23 protein-coding genes and 2 riboswitches are annotated in these 16,334 nt (G+C 73.7%); of the genes, 1 reads left to right on the forward strand and 22 read right to left on the reverse strand.

Annotated features, from left to right (window positions below; translation table 11 throughout):
* Positions 1–147: 147 nt before the first annotated feature.
* From folP to K6U79_02455, 6 genes are all read right to left on the reverse strand, one after another.
* Positions 148–1,410: a dihydropteroate synthase gene (gene folP, locus K6U79_02430; GenBank protein ID MCL6521216.1), complete on the reverse strand. Its 1,263-nt coding sequence runs from the start codon at positions 1,408–1,410 to the stop codon at positions 148–150.
* Positions 1,411–1,442: 32 nt separating this feature from the next.
* A complete protein-coding gene (locus K6U79_02435; GenBank protein MCL6521217.1) occupies positions 1,443–1,742 on the reverse strand; it encodes a TMEM165/GDT1 family protein in 300 nt (99 codons plus the stop codon).
* A 45-nt stretch (positions 1,743–1,787) separates the two neighbouring features.
* Positions 1,788–2,429: an ECF transporter S component gene (locus tag K6U79_02440; protein MCL6521218.1), complete on the reverse strand. Its 642-nt coding sequence runs from the start codon at positions 2,427–2,429 to the stop codon at positions 1,788–1,790.
* Positions 2,430–2,556: 127 nt separating this feature from the next.
* A riboswitch (FMN riboswitch) is annotated at positions 2,557–2,713 on the reverse strand.
* A 25-nt stretch (positions 2,714–2,738) separates the two neighbouring features.
* On the reverse strand, positions 2,739–3,545 hold the full coding sequence (locus tag K6U79_02445; protein MCL6521219.1) for an ABC transporter ATP-binding protein: 807 nt from the start codon (positions 3,543–3,545) through the stop codon (positions 2,739–2,741).
* 8 nt (positions 3,546–3,553) lie between these two features.
* Positions 3,554–4,588 (reverse strand): iron ABC transporter permease, encoded by a 1,035-nt coding sequence (locus K6U79_02450; GenBank protein MCL6521220.1) that lies wholly within the window; start codon positions 4,586–4,588, stop codon positions 3,554–3,556.
* A 143-nt stretch (positions 4,589–4,731) separates the two neighbouring features.
* Positions 4,732–4,967: riboswitch (cobalamin riboswitch) on the reverse strand.
* A 32-nt stretch (positions 4,968–4,999) separates the two neighbouring features.
* Positions 5,000–5,455, reverse strand: coding sequence for a transcriptional repressor (locus K6U79_02455; protein ID MCL6521221.1), 456 nt, complete (start codon positions 5,453–5,455; stop codon positions 5,000–5,002).
* A 152-nt stretch (positions 5,456–5,607) separates the two neighbouring features.
* Here K6U79_02455 and accC point away from each other — a divergent pair, with 152 nt between their 5' ends.
* The gene (gene accC, locus K6U79_02460; protein ID MCL6521222.1) at positions 5,608–6,981 is read left to right on the forward strand and encodes an acetyl-CoA carboxylase biotin carboxylase subunit; all 1,374 of its coding nucleotides are present in this window, start codon (positions 5,608–5,610) and stop codon (positions 6,979–6,981) included.
* Here accC and K6U79_02465 read toward each other — a convergent pair.
* The 16 genes from K6U79_02465 to K6U79_02540 form a co-directional block, all read right to left on the reverse strand.
* Positions 6,954–7,724: an N-acetylmuramoyl-L-alanine amidase gene (locus tag K6U79_02465; GenBank protein ID MCL6521223.1), complete on the reverse strand. Its 771-nt coding sequence runs from the start codon at positions 7,722–7,724 to the stop codon at positions 6,954–6,956. The genes accC and K6U79_02465 overlap by 28 nt on opposite strands.
* 34 nt (positions 7,725–7,758) lie before the next feature.
* Positions 7,759–8,148, reverse strand: a complete 390-nt coding sequence (locus K6U79_02470; GenBank protein ID MCL6521224.1) for an aspartate 1-decarboxylase — start codon at positions 8,146–8,148, stop codon at positions 7,759–7,761.
* 109 nt (positions 8,149–8,257) lie between these two features.
* Positions 8,258–8,653 carry a 30S ribosomal protein S9 gene (gene rpsI, locus K6U79_02475; GenBank protein MCL6521225.1) on the reverse strand — a complete coding sequence of 132 codons (396 nt, stop codon included), beginning with the start codon at positions 8,651–8,653 and terminating at the stop codon, positions 8,258–8,260.
* A gap of 84 nt (positions 8,654–8,737) precedes the next feature.
* On the reverse strand, positions 8,738–9,154 hold the full coding sequence (gene rplM, locus K6U79_02480; protein ID MCL6521226.1) for a 50S ribosomal protein L13: 417 nt from the start codon (positions 9,152–9,154) through the stop codon (positions 8,738–8,740).
* Between the two features lie 163 nt (positions 9,155–9,317).
* Positions 9,318–10,145, reverse strand: a complete 828-nt coding sequence (gene truA / locus K6U79_02485; protein MCL6521227.1) for a tRNA pseudouridine(38-40) synthase TruA — start codon at positions 10,143–10,145, stop codon at positions 9,318–9,320.
* A gap of 24 nt (positions 10,146–10,169) precedes the next feature.
* A complete protein-coding gene (locus K6U79_02490; protein MCL6521228.1) occupies positions 10,170–10,973 on the reverse strand; it encodes an energy-coupling factor transporter transmembrane protein EcfT in 804 nt (267 codons plus the stop codon).
* Positions 10,974–10,975: 2 nt separating this feature from the next.
* Positions 10,976–11,830, reverse strand: a complete 855-nt coding sequence (locus K6U79_02495; GenBank protein MCL6521229.1) for an energy-coupling factor transporter ATPase — start codon at positions 11,828–11,830, stop codon at positions 10,976–10,978.
* Positions 11,806–12,660: an energy-coupling factor transporter ATPase gene (locus K6U79_02500; protein MCL6521230.1), complete on the reverse strand. Its 855-nt coding sequence runs from the start codon at positions 12,658–12,660 to the stop codon at positions 11,806–11,808. The genes K6U79_02495 and K6U79_02500 overlap by 25 nt, the downstream gene beginning before the upstream one ends.
* A gap of 16 nt (positions 12,661–12,676) precedes the next feature.
* Positions 12,677–13,015, reverse strand: coding sequence for a 50S ribosomal protein L17 (gene rplQ / locus K6U79_02505; GenBank protein MCL6521231.1), 339 nt, complete (start codon positions 13,013–13,015; stop codon positions 12,677–12,679).
* Between the two features lie 31 nt (positions 13,016–13,046).
* A complete protein-coding gene (locus tag K6U79_02510; protein ID MCL6521232.1) occupies positions 13,047–13,994 on the reverse strand; it encodes a DNA-directed RNA polymerase subunit alpha in 948 nt (315 codons plus the stop codon).
* A 19-nt stretch (positions 13,995–14,013) separates the two neighbouring features.
* A complete protein-coding gene (gene rpsD, locus K6U79_02515) occupies positions 14,014–14,640 on the reverse strand; it encodes a 30S ribosomal protein S4 (protein MCL6521233.1) in 627 nt (208 codons plus the stop codon).
* A 32-nt stretch (positions 14,641–14,672) separates the two neighbouring features.
* Complete coding sequence (gene rpsK / locus K6U79_02520; protein ID MCL6521234.1) at positions 14,673–15,077, reverse strand: 30S ribosomal protein S11; 405 nt, start codon at positions 15,075–15,077, stop codon at positions 14,673–14,675.
* A 31-nt stretch (positions 15,078–15,108) separates the two neighbouring features.
* Positions 15,109–15,480: a 30S ribosomal protein S13 gene (gene rpsM, locus K6U79_02525; GenBank protein ID MCL6521235.1), complete on the reverse strand. Its 372-nt coding sequence runs from the start codon at positions 15,478–15,480 to the stop codon at positions 15,109–15,111.
* Positions 15,481–15,491: 11 nt separating this feature from the next.
* On the reverse strand, positions 15,492–15,605 hold the full coding sequence (gene rpmJ / locus K6U79_02530; GenBank protein MCL6521236.1) for a 50S ribosomal protein L36: 114 nt from the start codon (positions 15,603–15,605) through the stop codon (positions 15,492–15,494).
* Positions 15,606–15,743: 138 nt separating this feature from the next.
* A complete protein-coding gene (gene infA, locus K6U79_02535; GenBank protein ID MCL6521237.1) occupies positions 15,744–15,965 on the reverse strand; it encodes a translation initiation factor IF-1 in 222 nt (73 codons plus the stop codon).
* A 42-nt stretch (positions 15,966–16,007) separates the two neighbouring features.
* Positions 16,008–16,331 carry a KOW domain-containing RNA-binding protein gene (locus K6U79_02540; protein ID MCL6521238.1) on the reverse strand — a complete coding sequence of 108 codons (324 nt, stop codon included), beginning with the start codon at positions 16,329–16,331 and terminating at the stop codon, positions 16,008–16,010.
* Positions 16,332–16,334: the final 3 nt, after the last annotated feature.

The raw sequence follows: 16,334 nt of genomic DNA on the forward strand, positions 1-16,334 counted from the left end.
CCGTCGCCGTCCAGCAGGTCCAGCGCCGCGCGCAGCTGCGCCTCCCGCTCCCCCAGGTTGGCGCCCAGCCCCAGGAAGCCCCGCCTCCAGCCCGCCGAAACCCGCGCCTCCACGCGCCCTCTCCGCTCCTCCCCCGCCGCTCCCCGCTCAGCCCGGCCAGCTCCAGCTCGCCACCACGTCGTCGAAGGGGTGGTGGAGCGGCGCCTCCGGCTTGTGTACGCGCACCTCGAGGCCCGCCAGCGGTCCCGCGCCGAAGCGCTCCAGGAGCGCCGCGCCGATGCGGGCCGCCAGCGACTCGATCAGGTTGATCGGCTCCCCCTCCACCACCGCCCGCACCAGCCGGGCCACCGCCCCGTAATCGACCGACTCGCCCAACCGGTCGGCGCCCGGCCGGCCGGGCGCCAACTCCAGGAGCACGTCCACGCGGAAGGGGTGGAGCCCGCTTCGCTCGTAGGCGCGCGCCCCGTGCCGACCGTAGAAGAGGAGCCCGCGCAGCTCCAGGGCGACCCGGCCCTCCGGCCCGCCCGCCACGGCGGCGCGCCCGCGCGCCTCCGCGGCCGCGCGCACGGCGTCGGCCACGGCCAGCGCCCGCCGTGTCGGCCCCACGTCGTGGACGCGGACCATGGCGGCGCCGGCGCGGGCGGCCAGCACAGCCAGGGCCAGCGATCCCTCCAGCCGCCGCTCGGGCGGCTGCCCGAGCCAGCGGCCGGCCACCGCCTTGCGCGAGGCGCCCACCAGGAAGGGGTAGGCCGGCGGCATGGCTTCCTCCAGCCGCGCCATGAGCAGGAGGTCCTCCTCCACCCCCTTGCCGAAGCCGAGGCCGGGGTCGAGGAGGATGGCGCCGGGCGCGATCCCGGCCGCCAGCGCCCGCTCCGGCAGCTCCTCCATCTCCCGGCGGAAGGTGGAGAGGTAGGCGTCCGCCTCGCCGGCGCCTGGCGGCACCGCGCCCCGGGGCCGCCCCCCGCGCCCGCCGCCGTGGACCAGGACCACCGGCACGCCCAGGCGCGCCAGGGTGGAGGCCATGGCGGGATCGCGGGCGAGTCCGCCCACGTCGTTGACCAGCGCTGCGCCGGCGCGCACCGCCGCCTCCGCCACCCGCGCCCGGTAGGTGTCCACCGAGAGCGGCACGCCCAGCCGCGCTCCCGCCAGCGCCTCCAGCACGGGCAACAGGCGGCGCAGCTCCTCCTCCTCATCCACCGGTCGGGCTCCGGGTCGCGTCGACTCCGCGCCCACGTCGATCAGGTCGGCCCCCTCCGCCACCATCTCCCGCGCCCGGCCCACCGCCGCCGCCGGCTCCAGCCAGCGCCCGCGGTCCGGCCCGTCGGCGAAGGAGTCGGGGGTGGCGTTGAGCACGCCCATCACCAGCGTCCGCCCGCCCAGGGCGGGCAGCACCTCGCGCCACGTGGCCACCCGGTCTCCCGCCTCCTCTCGACGCCCTCCTTTTACCGCAGCAGGCCGCGGACCACCAGCCCGCCACCCAGCACCAGAAAGGCGGCGCCGGCGGCCAGCTGCAGGAGGCGCTCGGGCACCGCCCTCCCCAGCCAGCCGCCGGCCGCCGCACCCGCCGCCGCGTCCACCACCAGCGCCGCCGCCGCCCCCAGGAAGACGGCCAGCGGCGACCGGCTCTGCGCGGAGAGCAGGAGCACGCTCAGCTGCGTCTTGTCACCCAGCTCGGCCACCAGCACGACCCCGAAGGTCGAGAGCAGGAGGCGCCAGTCGACGGCGGCCCATCGCACGCCCATCCCCCCGCGGGGAGGAGTATGCGACGGGGCCCCGCGCCACCCGGCTCAGCGCGGGTGGCGCGCCTCCGCCAGGCTCCCGCTCCAGAGCAGCCGTCCCTCCTGTACCGGCACGCCCACCACCGGGGCCAGGCGCGGGTAGAGGAGCAGGACCAGGCCGGAGGAGAGGCCGGCCTTGACCAGGTTGAAGGGCAGGATGGTCCCCACCACCATGGGCGCCACCGCCTCCGCCGGCAGGTGGTAGAAGACGGGAAGGAACCACGCGTAGTTGAGGGCGCTGAGCAGCCCGGCCATCAGCACCGTGCCGCCCGCCATGCCGGCCGCCGCCCCCCAGCGGGTGGGGAAGCGCCGCGCCGTCAGGCCGGTCACCGTCACCAGCGCCAGGCCGGCCAGCAGGTTGGGAAGGACGCCCAGCCAGCCGAACTCGGACTTGCCGGAGAGCAGGTAGAGCGCGTCTTTCAGGATCTCCACCAGCACCCCGCCCCAGGGTCCCATGGCCAGCGAGGCGAAGACCGCCGGCACGTCGCCGGCGTCGTACTTCAGGTAGGAGGGAAAGGGCGGAAGCGGTACCTCCAAGAGGAACATGAGGGCGAAAGCCATGGCGCCCAGCACCGCCAGGCGCACCATCTGCACCAGCGTCAGACCGAAGGCCAGCCGTCGAACCCCGTTCTCCACCGCGCACGCCTCCACGCCAGGCCGCCTCCCGGGCCCATCAAAAAACCCCGGGCGGAAACCCGGGGCCTCTTGGGACCAGCAGGCGAAGGCCCGCGGCACATCACGCCGGCATCCACCGGCGGCGCCACCGCGCGGCACCACGCTGCTCCTTCTCCCATCCGGACTGTACCGTCGGCGCCGGGATCGCACCGGCTCCACCGCTTGCGCGGGTCGCGGGCTCGTCGAGCCGTCCTGGCGGCTCGCATCACCGCCGGTCAGGAATTGGGGCCGCAGCCCCTCACCTTGCCCCGAAGGAGACCAGCCTGTGCAGTTGTCGACGCCAGCTTAGCACGGCGGCTCCATCGCCGGCAAGGCGGGCAGCGGGCGCGGGCCGGCCGGCGGCAGCAGGTGCACCTGGGGTACGCCCAGCACGGGGTGGCGCACCACCGCCAGCGGCGTCCGGTAGACGGCCTCCAGCAGGTCGGGGCGGAGCACTTCCTCCGGGCGTCCCTGGGCCACCAGACGGCCCCCGGAGAGGACGAGCAGTCGGTCGCAGAAGAGCGCGGCCAGGTTGACGTCGTGCAGGGCGGCCAGGACGGCCAGACCGGCCTCCGCCTGGCGCCGGACGAGCTCCAGCAGCTCCGCCTGGTAGCGGAGGTCCAGGTGGGCGGTGGGCTCGTCCAGCAGGAGCACCTTCGGCTCCTGGGCCAGCGCCTGGGCGAGGAGGACGCGCTGCCGCTCGCCCCCGCTCAGCTCCAGGAAGGGCCGGTCGGCCAGCTCCAGCGCCCCGCTCGCGGCCAGGGCGCGCTCCACCGCCCTCCCCCCGTCGGCCGCCGCACCGCCGTGGACGTAGCGCCCCATCTCCACCACGTCGCGCACCGTCAGGCCGGCGGGCTCCGGCTCGCCCTGGGGGAGGACGGCCAGCCGACGCGCGCGCTGCGAGGCGCGCCCCCCGGCCTCCAGCCCCTCGAGACGCACCCGCCCCGCCTCCGGCTCCAGCGCCCCGGCCAGCAGTCGGATCAGCGTGCTCTTGCCGGCGCCGTTGGGGCCCAGCAGCCCCGCCACCTCCCCGCCGCGCAGCTCCAGCGAAATCCCTCGGACGACCAGGCGGCGCCGGTAGCCGCCCGCCAGGTCGCGCGCCTCCACGCGCACGGACTCCTTCACCGGCCGGTCGAGCGCGGCCACCGCTCCCGCCTCCCCTCGACGCGCAAGAGGACGAGCAAAAAGACTGGCGCCCCTGCCAGCGCCGTCACCACCCCCACGGGCAGCTCGCCCGGCGCGACCGCCGTCCGCGCCAGCAGGTCGGCCGCCACCAGCGCCGCCGCGCCGCCCAGCGCCGCCAGGGGGAGGAGCCAGGCGTGCCCGGCGCCGCCGAGAAGGCGCAGCAGGTGCGGCACGAGCAGGCCGACGAAGCCGATCATGCCCGCCAGCGCCACCGCACCCGCGGTGAGGAGCGAGGTGGCCACCAGCAGCCAGCCCAGCTGGCGCCCCACCTCCACGCCCAGGTAGCCGGCCCGCTCCTCGCCCATAAGGAGTGCGTCCAGCTCACGGTGGCGCGCCAGGGCCAGCGCGAGCCCCAGCAGCACCGGCGGAGCCGCCAGCGCCACCGCCCGCCAGTCGGCGCCGGAGAAGCCTCCCAGCAGCCAGAAGGTGATGGGCCCCAGCCGGGCGGGCTCCAGGCTGGCTACCAGCGAGACGCCGGCGGAGAGGAGGGAGGAGAGCGCCACGCCGGCCAGGAGCAGGCTGGCCGGCCCCGGCCGGCCGAGCAGGCGCGCCAGCGCCGCCACGGCGCCGAGGGTGGCGGTCGCCCCGGCGAAGGCGGCCACGGGCAGCGCCCACCAGGCCAGACCCCAGCCGGCGGGTCCGGGAAGGGCCGGCAGGAAGGCGATGACCAGGGTGGCGGCCAGCGCCGCCCCGCTGGAGAGCCCGAGCACGTACGGATCGGCCAACGGATTGCGGAAGACGGCCTGGAGCACCGCCCCCGAGACGGCCAGGGCGGCGCCGGTGAGCGCCGCCAGTAGCACGCGTGGCAGGCGGATCTGGAGCAGGATGACCAGGCGCGTAGGGTCGAGACGGTTCGGCGGCAGGATCGGGACGGCGCCCACCGCCAGGCCGGCCAGAAGGGCCAGCAGAAGGGTGAAGGCCGCCGCCAGCGCCAGCAGGTGGCGCCTGGGACGGCGCGGATCAGGGGGCAGGCTGTGGCGCCGGGAGCCGGGCGCCGGCGGACCGGCCGGTGGCGGGACGGCTTGCACCGCGCGGTTCTCCTCCCTGCGAGCCCCGCGAGAAGAACCGGCTCCCGTCGGGTCGGCCGAAAGGCGGGCACGCCCCGAAGACCGCGGGGGACCGCTTCGATCCGGGCAGGTCTCCTGGCTCCCGTTCCTCGGGCCCGGCGGCCTTCCCGCGGCCAGGGCGACCGCAGTGGCGCCTTTGCCGGACCCTCCCGGTCACAGTGGCGGTTCCGCGCCGGAATCGCCCCGCGCCCCCGCCCGGCGGGCGGGCGCGCGAAGGGCTCACCGGACTTCCCTATTCTCCCCCGGGGCTCGCCGCGGGGGCACCCGGATCCTCACTGCCCGTGCAGGCCGCCGCCTGCCGGGCGGGCGGGGCGGTCAGCGCCCCGCCTCGCGCCGCCGCTCGCGGCAGTCGGCGCAGAGGCCGTAGAACTTGAGCTCCCGGTCGGAGATGCGGAAGCCGGTCCGCCTTCCGATCTCCGCCTCCAGCTCGGCCAGCAGGGCGTCCGGCTGGAACTCCTCCACGCGTCCGCAGGCGGTGCAGACCAGGTGCAGGTGGCGCTGCCCCGTCCCCCGGTCCAGCTCGTAGCGGGCGCGCCCGTCGCCCAGCTCCAGCTTGTCCAGAACGCCCAGGTCGCTGAGCAGGTCCAGCGTGCGATAGATGGTGGCCAGGCCCACCTCGGGGTTCTGCTGGCGCACCTCCGCGTAGACGTCGTCGGCGCTCAGATGCTCGCCGGGATGGCGGAAGAAGACCTCCACCACGCGCCTGCGCTGCGGCGTCAGCTTCAGCTCGTGCGCCGCCAGCGTCTGGAGTACCGCCTCGACGTCCGTCACCGGGCCCACCTCGGGTCCATTGTAGCGCAGGGTTTGTGCCGGCCGGCTGCGAAGTGTAGGCTGGGGCCGGCCCCCGGAGTGCGCCGGCGGGGCGGCTTGAGCCGCCCGGATGACCGGCGCCGGGCGCCCGCCGCTTCGCGGGAGGGGAGCGCGTGTTCCGCAAGGTCCTGGTGGCCAATCGCGGCGAGATCGCCGTGCGCGTCATCCGCGCCTGCCACGAGATGAACATCGAGGCGGTGGCCGTTTACTCCGAGGCGGACGTCGACTCGCTGGCCGTCCGCCTCGCCGACGAAGCCTACCCCATCGGCCCCGCCCCGGCCAGCCAGTCGTATCTCAACATCGCCCGGCTGGTGGAGGTGGCGCGCCAGTCCGGGGCCGACGCCGTCCACCCCGGGTACGGCTTCCTTTCGGAGAACGAGGCCTTCGCCCGGGCGGTGGGGGAGGCAGGCCTGACGTTCATCGGCCCGACCCCCGAGGCGATCCAGGCGATGGGCGTCAAGGCCGAGGCACGCGAGCGCATGCGCCGCGCCGGCGTTCCCGTCATCCCGGGCTCCGAGGGGCCGGTGCGGAGCGTGGAGGAGGCGCGACGGGTGGCCGAGCAGATCGGCTACCCCCTTCTGATCAAGGCCTCGGCCGGGGGCGGCGGCCGCGGCATCCGCGTGGTGGAGGAGCCCTCGCAGCTGGAGCCGCTCCTGGAGAGCGCCGCGCGGGAGGCCGTCTCCGGTTTCGGCTCGGGCGAGGTCTACCTGGAGCGGCTCTTGCGCGCGCCGCGCCATGTCGAGTTCCAGGTGGTGGGCGACCGGTTGGGCGAGGTGGTCCACCTCTGGGAGCGCGACTCTTCGCTCCAGCGCCGGCGCCAGAAAGTGGTGGAGGAGGCGCCCAGCCCCATCGTCACCGCGGCGCTCCGCCGCCGCATGGGCGAGGCGGCCGTGCGCGCGGCCCGCGCCATCGGCTACCACACCGCTGGCACCGTCGAGTTCCTGGTCGACGGGAACGGCGACTTCTACTTCATCGAGATGAATACGCGCATCCAGGTGGAGCACCCGACCACCGAGTGGATCAGCGGACTCGACCTGGTCAAGCTCCAGATCCGCACCGCGGCAGGGGAGCCCCTGGGCTTCACCCAGGGCGATGTCCGGCCGCGGGGCTGGTCCATCGAGTTCCGCATCAACGTCGAGGATCCGCGCCGCAACTTCATCCCCTCGCCGGGGGCCATCACCGACTACCACGAGCCCGGCGGCCCGGGCGTGCGCGTGGACAGCGCCGCCTACGTCGGCTACGCCGTCCAGCCCTTCTACGACTCGCTCCTGGCCAAGCTGGTGGTCTGGGGGAACGACCGCGAGGAGGCGCTGGCCCGTGCCGCCCGCGCCCTGGACGAGTACCGCGTAGAGGGCGTGCAGACTACGCTGGAGATGCACCGCGCGCTCGTCGGCCATCCCGACTTCCGCGCAGGCCGCTACCACACGCAGTGGCTGGAGGGCGTCTTTCTCCCGGCCTTTCAGCGCGCCCCGGCCGTGCCGCGCTGAGGCGCGGTCTCGGGCGCCGGCAGCGGCGCCTCCTCGAAGAAGCGGAGCACCCCGAGAAAGATGCCCCAGGCGATCTTCCTCTGAAAGGAGGCGTCCTTCAGGCTCCGCTCCTCCGCGGGGTTGGAGAGGAAGCCGATCTCCACCGTGGCCGCGGGCATGGTCGCCCGGTTGAGCACCAGCTGGCGGATGTCGCTGGAGATCCCGCGGTCGACCATGCCCGAGGCCGCCACCAGCTCGTGCTGGATGTCGCCGGCCAGGCGCCGGTTCTGCCCGGCCGGGTCCGGCCGGTAGAAGGTCTGCGCCCCGCGGGCGGAGCGGTCCGGGTAGGCGTTGGCGTGGATGGAGAGAAAGAGGTCGGGGTCGAGCGCCTCGATGATGGTGGCCCGCTGGTAGAGGTCGGTCCGGTAGCGGCGCGGGTCCTGCGGCGCCAGGCCGCTCAGGTCGCGGTCGTCCTGGCGTGTCAGCACCACCGTGGCGCCGGCCGAGCGCAGGTCCTGCGCCAGGGCGAGCGAGACGCCCAGCACCACGTCCTTCTCCAGCGCGCCGTTGGAACCGACGCTTCCCGGATCGGCCCCGCCGTGGCCGGGGTCGATCAGGATCAGCCGCCCCGTCAGCAGGTCGGCCGTCGCCTGACGGCGCACCCACGGCGCCGCCGTGGCCACGCCCAGGGCCAGAAGCAGGCCGAGCAGCCCGACGGCCGCCAGCGGAGCGGCCGACCGGAGCGCCTTCAGATCCAGGAGCAACCGGCGCCCCCCCTCGCCTGCCGGCTCTCCCGGCTCAGCGGCGGGCTTCCGGTCCCGCCGTCTCGCCCCGCCGCACCTCGGTCAGCCGGTTGGCCTCGTCCACGAAGACGAGCGTGGGCACCCAGCCCTCCGCCTCCTCGGCCGTCACCCAGGCCAGCGAGAGGACGATCACCTCGTCGCCCGGCTGGAAGTGGCGGGCCGGCGGGCCGTTGAGGACGACGCGGCCCGAGCCCTCCGCCTCCGGGACGACGTAGGTGCGCCAGAGGACGCCGTTGGCGCGGTTGGCGATCTGGACCATCTCGTAGGGCAGGATGCCGGCGGCCGCCAGGAGGCCCCCGTCGATGCCGATGCTGCCCATGTAGTCGAGGTTGGCCCCGGTCACCCGCAGCCGGTGCAGCTTGGCCCGGCAGACCACCCGGAGCAAGCGCGACCCCCTCCTCCGCCAAGCGACGGGGGTGGCGAGAGCCGTTGGCCACCCCTCGCATCAGGCTTATGCGGCAGTGCTGGGGGTCAAGACCCGGGGATGGGGAGGTTCAGCGCTTGGAGAACTGAGGTGCCTTGCGCGCCTTCTTCAGGCCGTACTTCCGCCGCTCCTTCATGCGCGGGTCGCGGCGCAGGAGGCCCGCCTTCTTGAGGATCGGACGCAGCTGCGGATCGAGCGCCTGGAGCGCCCTGGCCAGCGCGTGCCGGACGGCCCCCGCCTGGCCGGAGACGCCTCCCCCGCGCACATTGACCAGCACGTCATAGCGGCCCTCCAGCTGACAGAGGCGGAGCGGCTCGGTCACCTGAACCCGCCAGTGGACGGCCGGGAAGTATTCCTCGTACGGATGGCCGTTGACCACGATCCGCCCGCTGCCGGGGACGACACGCAGGCGCGCCACCGCCTCCTTGCGCCGCCCCGTCCCCCAGTACTGCACCTTGTACGGCACTCGCCACCCTCCCTTGCTCGCGAGGCCCGTTGCCGCCGCGGCTCGCCCCGCCCGGCGGGGCCTGTGCCCCGGCCGGCGCCGGCCTCAGATCTCCACCGGCTCCGGCTTCTGCGCGGCGTGGGGGTGGCTGGGCCCCGCGTAGACGTGGAGCTTGCGGAGCTGGGCCCGGCCCAACCGGTTCCGCGGCATCATGCCGCGCACGGCCAGCTCGATGACCCGCTCCGGTCGCCGCTGGAGCATCGTCCCCAGCGACGTCGCCTTCAGCCCGTGCGGGTACCCGCTGTGCCGGTAGTAGATCTTCTGCTCGCGCTTCCGCCCGGAGACGTCGATCTTCTCCGCGTTGACCACGATGACGAAGTCGCCCGTATCCACGCCTGGCGTGTACTCGGGCTTGCCCTTGCCACGCAGGAGGTTGGCGACCGCCACGGCCACCTTGCCCAGCCGCTTCCCTTCCGCGTCGATCACGAACCACCTGCGGGGAAGGCTGCGAGGCTTGGCCATGAAGGTCTTCTGCGTCGCCAGCACGGTCTCACCTCCTCGCACCCTCCACGGGCTCCTTGCAGCAAGAGACCGCCCCGCAGCCTGCGCCCGGGGCGTCCCTGATCCGGCAGCCGGCGCTCCCGCGGCCCCGCGCGGCCGCGCGGCGGCGAACAGCGAATGGAGTTTATCCTCCGCCGTGAAAGGGTGTCAAGGCGCCCGACGCCTCCTCACCGGCCGCCCATGGGCACCAGGCGGCCAGCTGCAGACGGCGGGCCCTCTCCACCTCCCGCGGCTCCGCCAGGTCGTAGCGCACCTCGGCCAGGCAGAGGCCCTCGGGCGGCGCCGTGGCGGCGCGCAGCCGACCGGTCTCCAGGGCTCGGAGCGGCTCCGCCTCGTCCAGCGCGCCGGCGCCCACGGCCGCCAGCGCGCCCACGATGCGCCGCGCCATCCGGTAGAGGAAGCCCTGCGCCGTCACCCGGACCAGCACCACCGGCCCCCGCCGCTCCACCTCCACCCGCTCCACCCGGCGCCGCGTGCTGGCCACCGGTCGCCCCGCCGCCTGGTAGGCCCGGAAGTCGTGGAGCCCGGCCAGGCCGGCCGCCACCCGGCGCATGGGCTCCAGCTCCAGCCGGCGGCCCGGCGCCCAGAGCCTTCCTCGCAGGAAGGGCGGCGGCTCGCCCTCGGTCCAGACGACGTAGACGTAGCTCTTGGCCCTGGCCCAGCGGCGCGCGTCGAACGCCTCTTCCACCGGTTCGGCCGCGTAGACGCGGGCCGCCCCGGGCAGGCGCGCGTTGACCGCCCGCACCAGCCGCTCGGGGGCGATCTCGCGCTCCAGCGCCAGGTCGACCACTTGGCCCGCTGCATGGACGCCCGCGTCCGTCCGGCCGGCCGCCCGCACGCGGACCGCACCGCCGGCCAGCGGCGCCAGGGCCTCTTCCAGCGCGGCCCGGACCGTCGCCTCCCCGCGCCGCTGGCGCTCCCAGCCGCGGAAAGCGGAGCCGTCGTAGGCCAGCCAGAGGCGCCAGCGCGCCGTCGCTCACACCCCCAACAGGCGGTCGAGGAGGACGAAGAGCAGGGCGGCCGTCGTCACGCCCGCGGCCACCCAGTCGGCCCGGCCGATGCGGTACTCCCGGTAGCGGGTGCGCCCCTCGCCGCCGTGGTAGCAGCGCGCCTCCATGGCCGTGGCCAGCTCGTCGGCGCGGCGGAAGGCGCCCACGAAGAGCGGCACGAGGAGGGGCACCATGGCGCGCGCCCTGCGCAGCAGGTTGCCGCTCTCGAAGTCCGCGCCGCGCGCCTGCTGCGCCTTGAGGATGTTTTGCGCCTCCTCCAGGAGGGTGGGGATGAAGCGCAGGGCGATGGTCATCATCATGGCCAGCTCGTGGGCCGGTACCCCCACCCTGCGGAACGGCCGGAGGAGGCTCTCCAGGCCGTCCGTCAGTTCGATGGGCGAGGTGGTCAGGGTGAGAAGCGTGCTCGTCACCATGAGGAGGATAAGGCGGACCGCCATCTCCAGGCCAAGGCGGAGCCCCTCGGCCGTCACCGCCACCCGCCCCAGGCGATAGAGCGGGTGGCCGGGCGTCATCAGGGCGTTGAGCACCACGGTGAGGAGGAGGACGAAGGCCACCGGCCGCAGCCCCTGCCAGACCATACCGAGCGGCATGCGGGCCAGGAGGTAGCCCGCCAGCGGCAGCAGAAGCAGGGCCGCGTAGGCCGCCGGGCGGGCGGCGAAGAAGAGGACGACCACGTAGGCCATGGTCAGGAGCAGCTTGACACGGCTGTCCAGGCGGTGAACCGGCGAGTCGCCGGGCACGTAATGGCCGATGGTGAGCGCTTCCGGCACGGCTACCGCCCCCCCTCCCAGAGGCGCAGGATCTCGTCGCGGGCCTCCTCCACCGTGATGCGGTCGCTCCGCACGTCGTAGCCGCAGGCGCGCAGGCCCGCCAGCACCTGCGCCACCTGCGGAGGCGCCAGCCCCCAGGCGCGGAGCCGTTCCCCCTCGGCATAGACCTCGCGAGTCGGACCGGAGAGGACCAGCCGCCCGCGGTGCAGGACGAAGACCCGCTCCGCCAGCCGGGCCACGTCCTCCATGTTGTGGGTGACCAGGACCACCGTCATGCCGCGTCCGCGGTGGAACTGGCGGATCTGCTCCAGGATCTGCCGCCGCCCGCGGGGGTCGAGACCGGCGGTGGGCTCGTCCAGGACCAGCGTGCGCGGCTCCATGGCCAGGATGCTGGCGATGGCGACGCGGCGCATCTCGCCGCCGCTCAGCTCGAAGGGCGAGCGGCTCCAGAGGGCGGGCGCGACGCCCACCGCCTGCAGCGCCCGCTCCGAGCGGGTGCGTACTTCCTCGTCGGAGAGACCGAGGTTGCGCGGGCCGAAGCCGACCTCGGCCAGCACCGTCTCCTCGAAGAGCTGGTTCTCGGGGTACTGCATCACCAGGCCGACCCGCCGGCGCACCTCCAGCAGACGCGTGCGCCGGTCGCCCAGGTCGAGGCCGTCGACGACCACGCGTCCCCGCTGGGGGCGGATCAGCCCGTTGAAGTGCTGGATCAGGGTCGACTTGCCGGAGCCGGTGGAGCCGATGATGGCGACGAACTGGCCGTCCTCGATGCGCAGCGAGACGTCCTCCAGCGCCACCACCGGGTCCGGCCCGCGCTGGCCGTAGACGTAGCTCAGGTGCTCGACTTCAATCGGCATAGCGCCTCGACCAGCTCCCCCGGTGCGATCAGGTCGGCGGGAAGGGGAAGCCCGCGCCGCCGCAGCTCCAGGGCCAGCTCGCTCGCCTGGGGCACCTCCAGGCCCAGCTGGGCCACCTCCTCGACGCGCCCCAGGAGCGCGCGCGGGCTCGCGTCGGCCACCACGCGGCCTCCGTCCATGACCACGAGCCGCTCTGCCCGCGCCACCTCGTCCATGAAGTGGGTGATCATGACCACGGCGATGCCGCGCTCGCGCCGCAGGCGCTCCACCGCCTCCAGCACCTCCGCCCTGCCGGCAGGGTCGAGCATGGCGGTGGCCTCGTCCAGGACCAGGCAGCGCGGCTCCATGGCCAGGACGCCGGCGATGGCGACCCGCTGCTTCTGCCCGCCAGAAAGCTGATAGGGCGCCCGCCGGGCGAACTGGCTCATGCCCACGGCGGCCAGGGAGGAGGCGATGCGGCTGCGGATCTCGGCAGGAGGAAGCCCCAGGTTCTCCGGGCCGAAAGCGACGTCCTCCTCCACCAGGGAGGCCACGATCTGGTTGTCGGGGTTCTGGAAGACCATCCCCACCGTACGCCGGATGGTCCAGAGCTGGCCGGGATCCCGCGTGGACCTGCCGTCGACCAGGACCTCGCCCTCGGCGGGCAGGAGGAGCGCGTTCAGGTGCTTGGCCAAGGTGGACTTGCCTGAACCGTTGGCGCCGACCACCGCCACCCACTCGCCCTCGTCGACGGTCAGGTCGACGCCGTCCAGGGCCGTCCGCCGCTGCTCGCCCTCGTCGGGGGAGGGGTAGAAGTAGCGGACGCCGCGTACCTCGATCAGGTGGGCCATGCGGCCGTCTTCCGGCTCAGATCAGTTCGACCAGCACCATGGGGGCGGCGTCGCCGCGGCGTGGCCCCAGGCGGGTGATGCGCGTGTAGCCTCCATTGCGCGACGCGTACCGCGGCCCGATGGTGTCGAAAAGCTTCTTGACCACGTCCTCGCGCGTCAGGTAGGCCAGCGCCTGGCGGCGCGCGTGCAGGTCGCCGCGCTTGGCCAGCGTCACCATCTGGTCGGCGATGCGGGCCACCTCCTTGCCGCGCGCCTCGGTGGTCTCGATCTGCTCGTGCTCGAAGAGCGACGTGCTCAGTGCCCGGAGCATGGCCTGGCGGTGGCCTGTCCGTCGCCCCAGCTTGCGGTATGCCATTCCCCTTCTCCCCCCGCGGCCGCGGCGGCGGCTACTCCTCCGACGAACGGAGCGAGAGCCCCAGGGCCGCCAGCTTCTCCTGGACCTCCTCCAGCGACTTCCGGCCCAGGTTGCGGACTTTCATCATCTCTTCCGGCGTCTTGGCCACCAGCTCGCCGATGGTGTTGATGCCCGCCCGCTTGAGACAGTTGTAGGAGCGGATGGAGAGCTCCAGCTCGTCGATGGAGCGCTCCAGGAGGCGGTCGCGTTCGCTGGCCTCCGTCTCGGCGCCCTCCGCGGGCCCCTCTTCCCGCCCCACGAGACCCCGGAAGAGGTCGAGGTGCTCCTGAAGGATGGAGGCGGCCTCCGCCACCGCCGTCTTCGGGTCGACCGAGCCGTTGGTCCAGACCTCAAGGATCAGCCGGTCGTAGTTGGTCACCTGGCCGACGCGCGTGTCCTCGACGCGGAAGTTGACCCTGCGGATGGGCGTGAAGATCGAGTCGACGGCGATGACGCCGATGGGCTGGTCGGGTCGCTTGTTCCGGTCGCCCGGGACATAGCCGCGCCCATGCTCCACCGTCATCTCGATCTCCAGGCGGCCGCCCTCGTCCAGGGTGGCGATGAGCTGGTCGCCGTTGACCACCTCGACGTTCTCCGGGCAGAGGATATCCGCGCCGCGCACCTCGCCGGGTCCGCGGGCGTCGATGCGGATGGTGGCCGGGCCGTCCCCGTAGAGGCGCAGCGCGAGGCTCTTGATGTTGAGGATGATATCGGTCACGTCCTCGACCACGCCCGGAATGGTGGAGAACTCGTGCAGCACGCCGTCGATGCGTACGCTGGTGACGGCGGCGCCGGGGAGCGAGGAGAGCAGCACGCGCCGCAGCGAGTTGCCCAGGGTCGTGCCGTAGCCCCGCTCCAGCGGCTCCACGACGAACCGCCCGTAGGTGCCGTCCTCGGAGAGCTCCTCGCTCTCGATGGTCGGCTTCACGATCTCCAGCATCGGACGGCCTCCCCTGCGCTTACCTGGAGTAGTACTCGACGATCAGCTGCTCGCGCAGACCGGAGTCGATCTCCTCGCGCCTGGGAACGCGCAGGACCCGGCCGCGCAGGTTCTCCAGATCGGCGTCCAACCAGCCCGGCACCGTCGGGCCCACCGGTGATTCCCGCAGCGCCTGGAACTTCACCAGGTCGCGCGACTTGGGGCGCACCTCGACCACATCGCCCTCCCGCACCTGGTAGGAAGGGATGTCCACCTTCCGGCCGTTGACCTGGAAGTGGCCGTGGCGCACGAGCTGGCGGGCCTCCGGACGCGAGCCCGCCAGGCCGAGGCGGTAGACGACGTTGTCCAGGCGCAGCTCCAGCAGCTGCAGGAGCCGCTCGCCCGTCACGCCCGGGCTCTTGGCAGCGCGTGCGAAGGTCTTGCGGAACTGACGCTCCAGCACGCCGTACGTCCAGCGGGCCTTCTGCTTCTCGCGCAGATGGATGCCGTACTCGGAGAGCTTCCTCCGCGCCAGACCGTGTTGCCCCGGAGGCACGTTCCGTCGCGCCACCGGGCACTTGTCGGTGTAGCAGCGCGTCCCCTTCAGAAAGAGCTTCTCGCCCGCCCGCCGGCAGAGCCGGCAGACGGGACCGGTGTATCTGGCCATCTCGCCTCTCCCTTCCGCCGCCGGCGGCCCGCTCAGACGCGGCGCCGCTTGGGCGGCCGGCAACCGTTATGGGGCACCGGCGTCACGTCGCGGATCGCGGTCACTTCCAGCCCCGCCGTCTGCAGCGAGCGGATGGCCGCCTCGCGTCCCGAGCCGGGTCCCTTCACCCAGACCTCCACCTCGCGCATGCCGTGCTCCATGGCCTGGCGCGCGGCCGCCTCGGCCGCGGTCTGGGCGGCGAACGGCGTGCCCTTCTTGGAGCCCTTGAAGCCCCGCGTCCCCGCCGATCCCCAGGCGATGGTGTTGCCCTGCGGATCGGTGATGGTGACGATGGTGTTGTTGAAGGTCGACTGAACGTGCGCCACGCCGCGTTCGACGTGCTTCCGCTCGCGGCGGCGGACGTGGCCGGCGGCCGCTCTCTGACGCCGATTGGGCATCGCTACGCCTCCATCCGTTCCGGCAAGCCGGCTACTTCTTGCGGCGGACGCCCACCGTCCGCCGCGGCCCCTTTCTCGTCCGGGCGTTGGTCTTGGTCCTCTGGCCGCGGACGGGGAGGCCTCGGCGGTGACGGAGGCCGCGGTAGCAGCCGATGTCGATGAGGCGGCGGATGTTGCGCTGCTCCTCGGCCCGCAGGTCGCCCTCGACCTTGTACTCGCGCTCCACCACCTCGCGCAGGCGCGAGACCTCGTCCTCGGTCAGATCCCGCACGCGCGTATCCGGGTTGATGCCCGTCCGGGCCAGGATCTCCCGCGAGCGGCTCCAGCCGATGCCATAGATGTAAGGTAGGGCGGCCTCGATCCGCTTCTCCCTGGGCAGGTCGACCCCTGCGATCCTCGCCATGGCCACACCCCCTATCCCTGGCGCTGCTTGTGTTTGGGGTTTTCGCAGATCACCATCACGGTGCCGTGACGCCGGATGATCTTGCACTTGTCGCAGATCTTGCGCACGGACGGCCGCACCTTCATCCTCTCACCCCCGCCCGCCGCCGCACTCGTACGGTCATAAAGTCACGAGCCCGATTATAGCACGGCAAGCCGTGCCTCGGGCCGAAGGTGCGCGCCGGGCCGCCCCCCGCCTCGACCGTTTCCTCCGCCTCCCGCCCTTCAGCTCCGGTGGCGGTAGGTGATCCGCCCGCGCGTCAGGTCGTAGGGCGAGAGCTCCAGCGTCACCCGGTCGCCGGGCAGGATCCGGATGAAGTGCATGCGGATCTTCCCCGAAACGTGGGCCAGCACGCGGTGGCCGTTGTCCAGCTCGACCCGGAACATGCCGTTGGGCAGCGGTTCGACCACGCGTCCCTCGACCTCGATGGCCTCCTCCTTCGGCAAATCCGTCCCTCCTTTCATCCCCGCCTCGCCGCCGTCCCCTCCTCAGGTCGCCCCGGGGGGATCCGGCGCCGCCCCCTTCGGCACCGCGCCGTCGCCGAGCAGGCGGGCGACGGCCTCCCGCACGCGCCGGTTGGACCATTCGCGGGCGCCTGGGGGGAGCTGGGCCAGCTCCTCCGCCACGCGTCCGGTGGGGGCGAGGTGGCGCGGGTTCTTCTTCTTGGGCCGGCGGACGTCCCGCACCGTCCCGTCGGCCACCCAGACCCAGCGAGTGTCGACGGCCACCACCAGGTAGGCCCTTCCGCGGTCGCGCCCCGCCCTGGAGATGACCAGCTGCCCCGGGCTGAAGCGCAGGTCGGCTCGCTCCATACG

Source organism: Bacillota bacterium (assembly GCA_023511835.1).
Classification (GTDB): domain Bacteria; phylum Bacillota; class Sulfobacillia; order JAIMAT01; family JAIMAT01; genus JAIMAT01.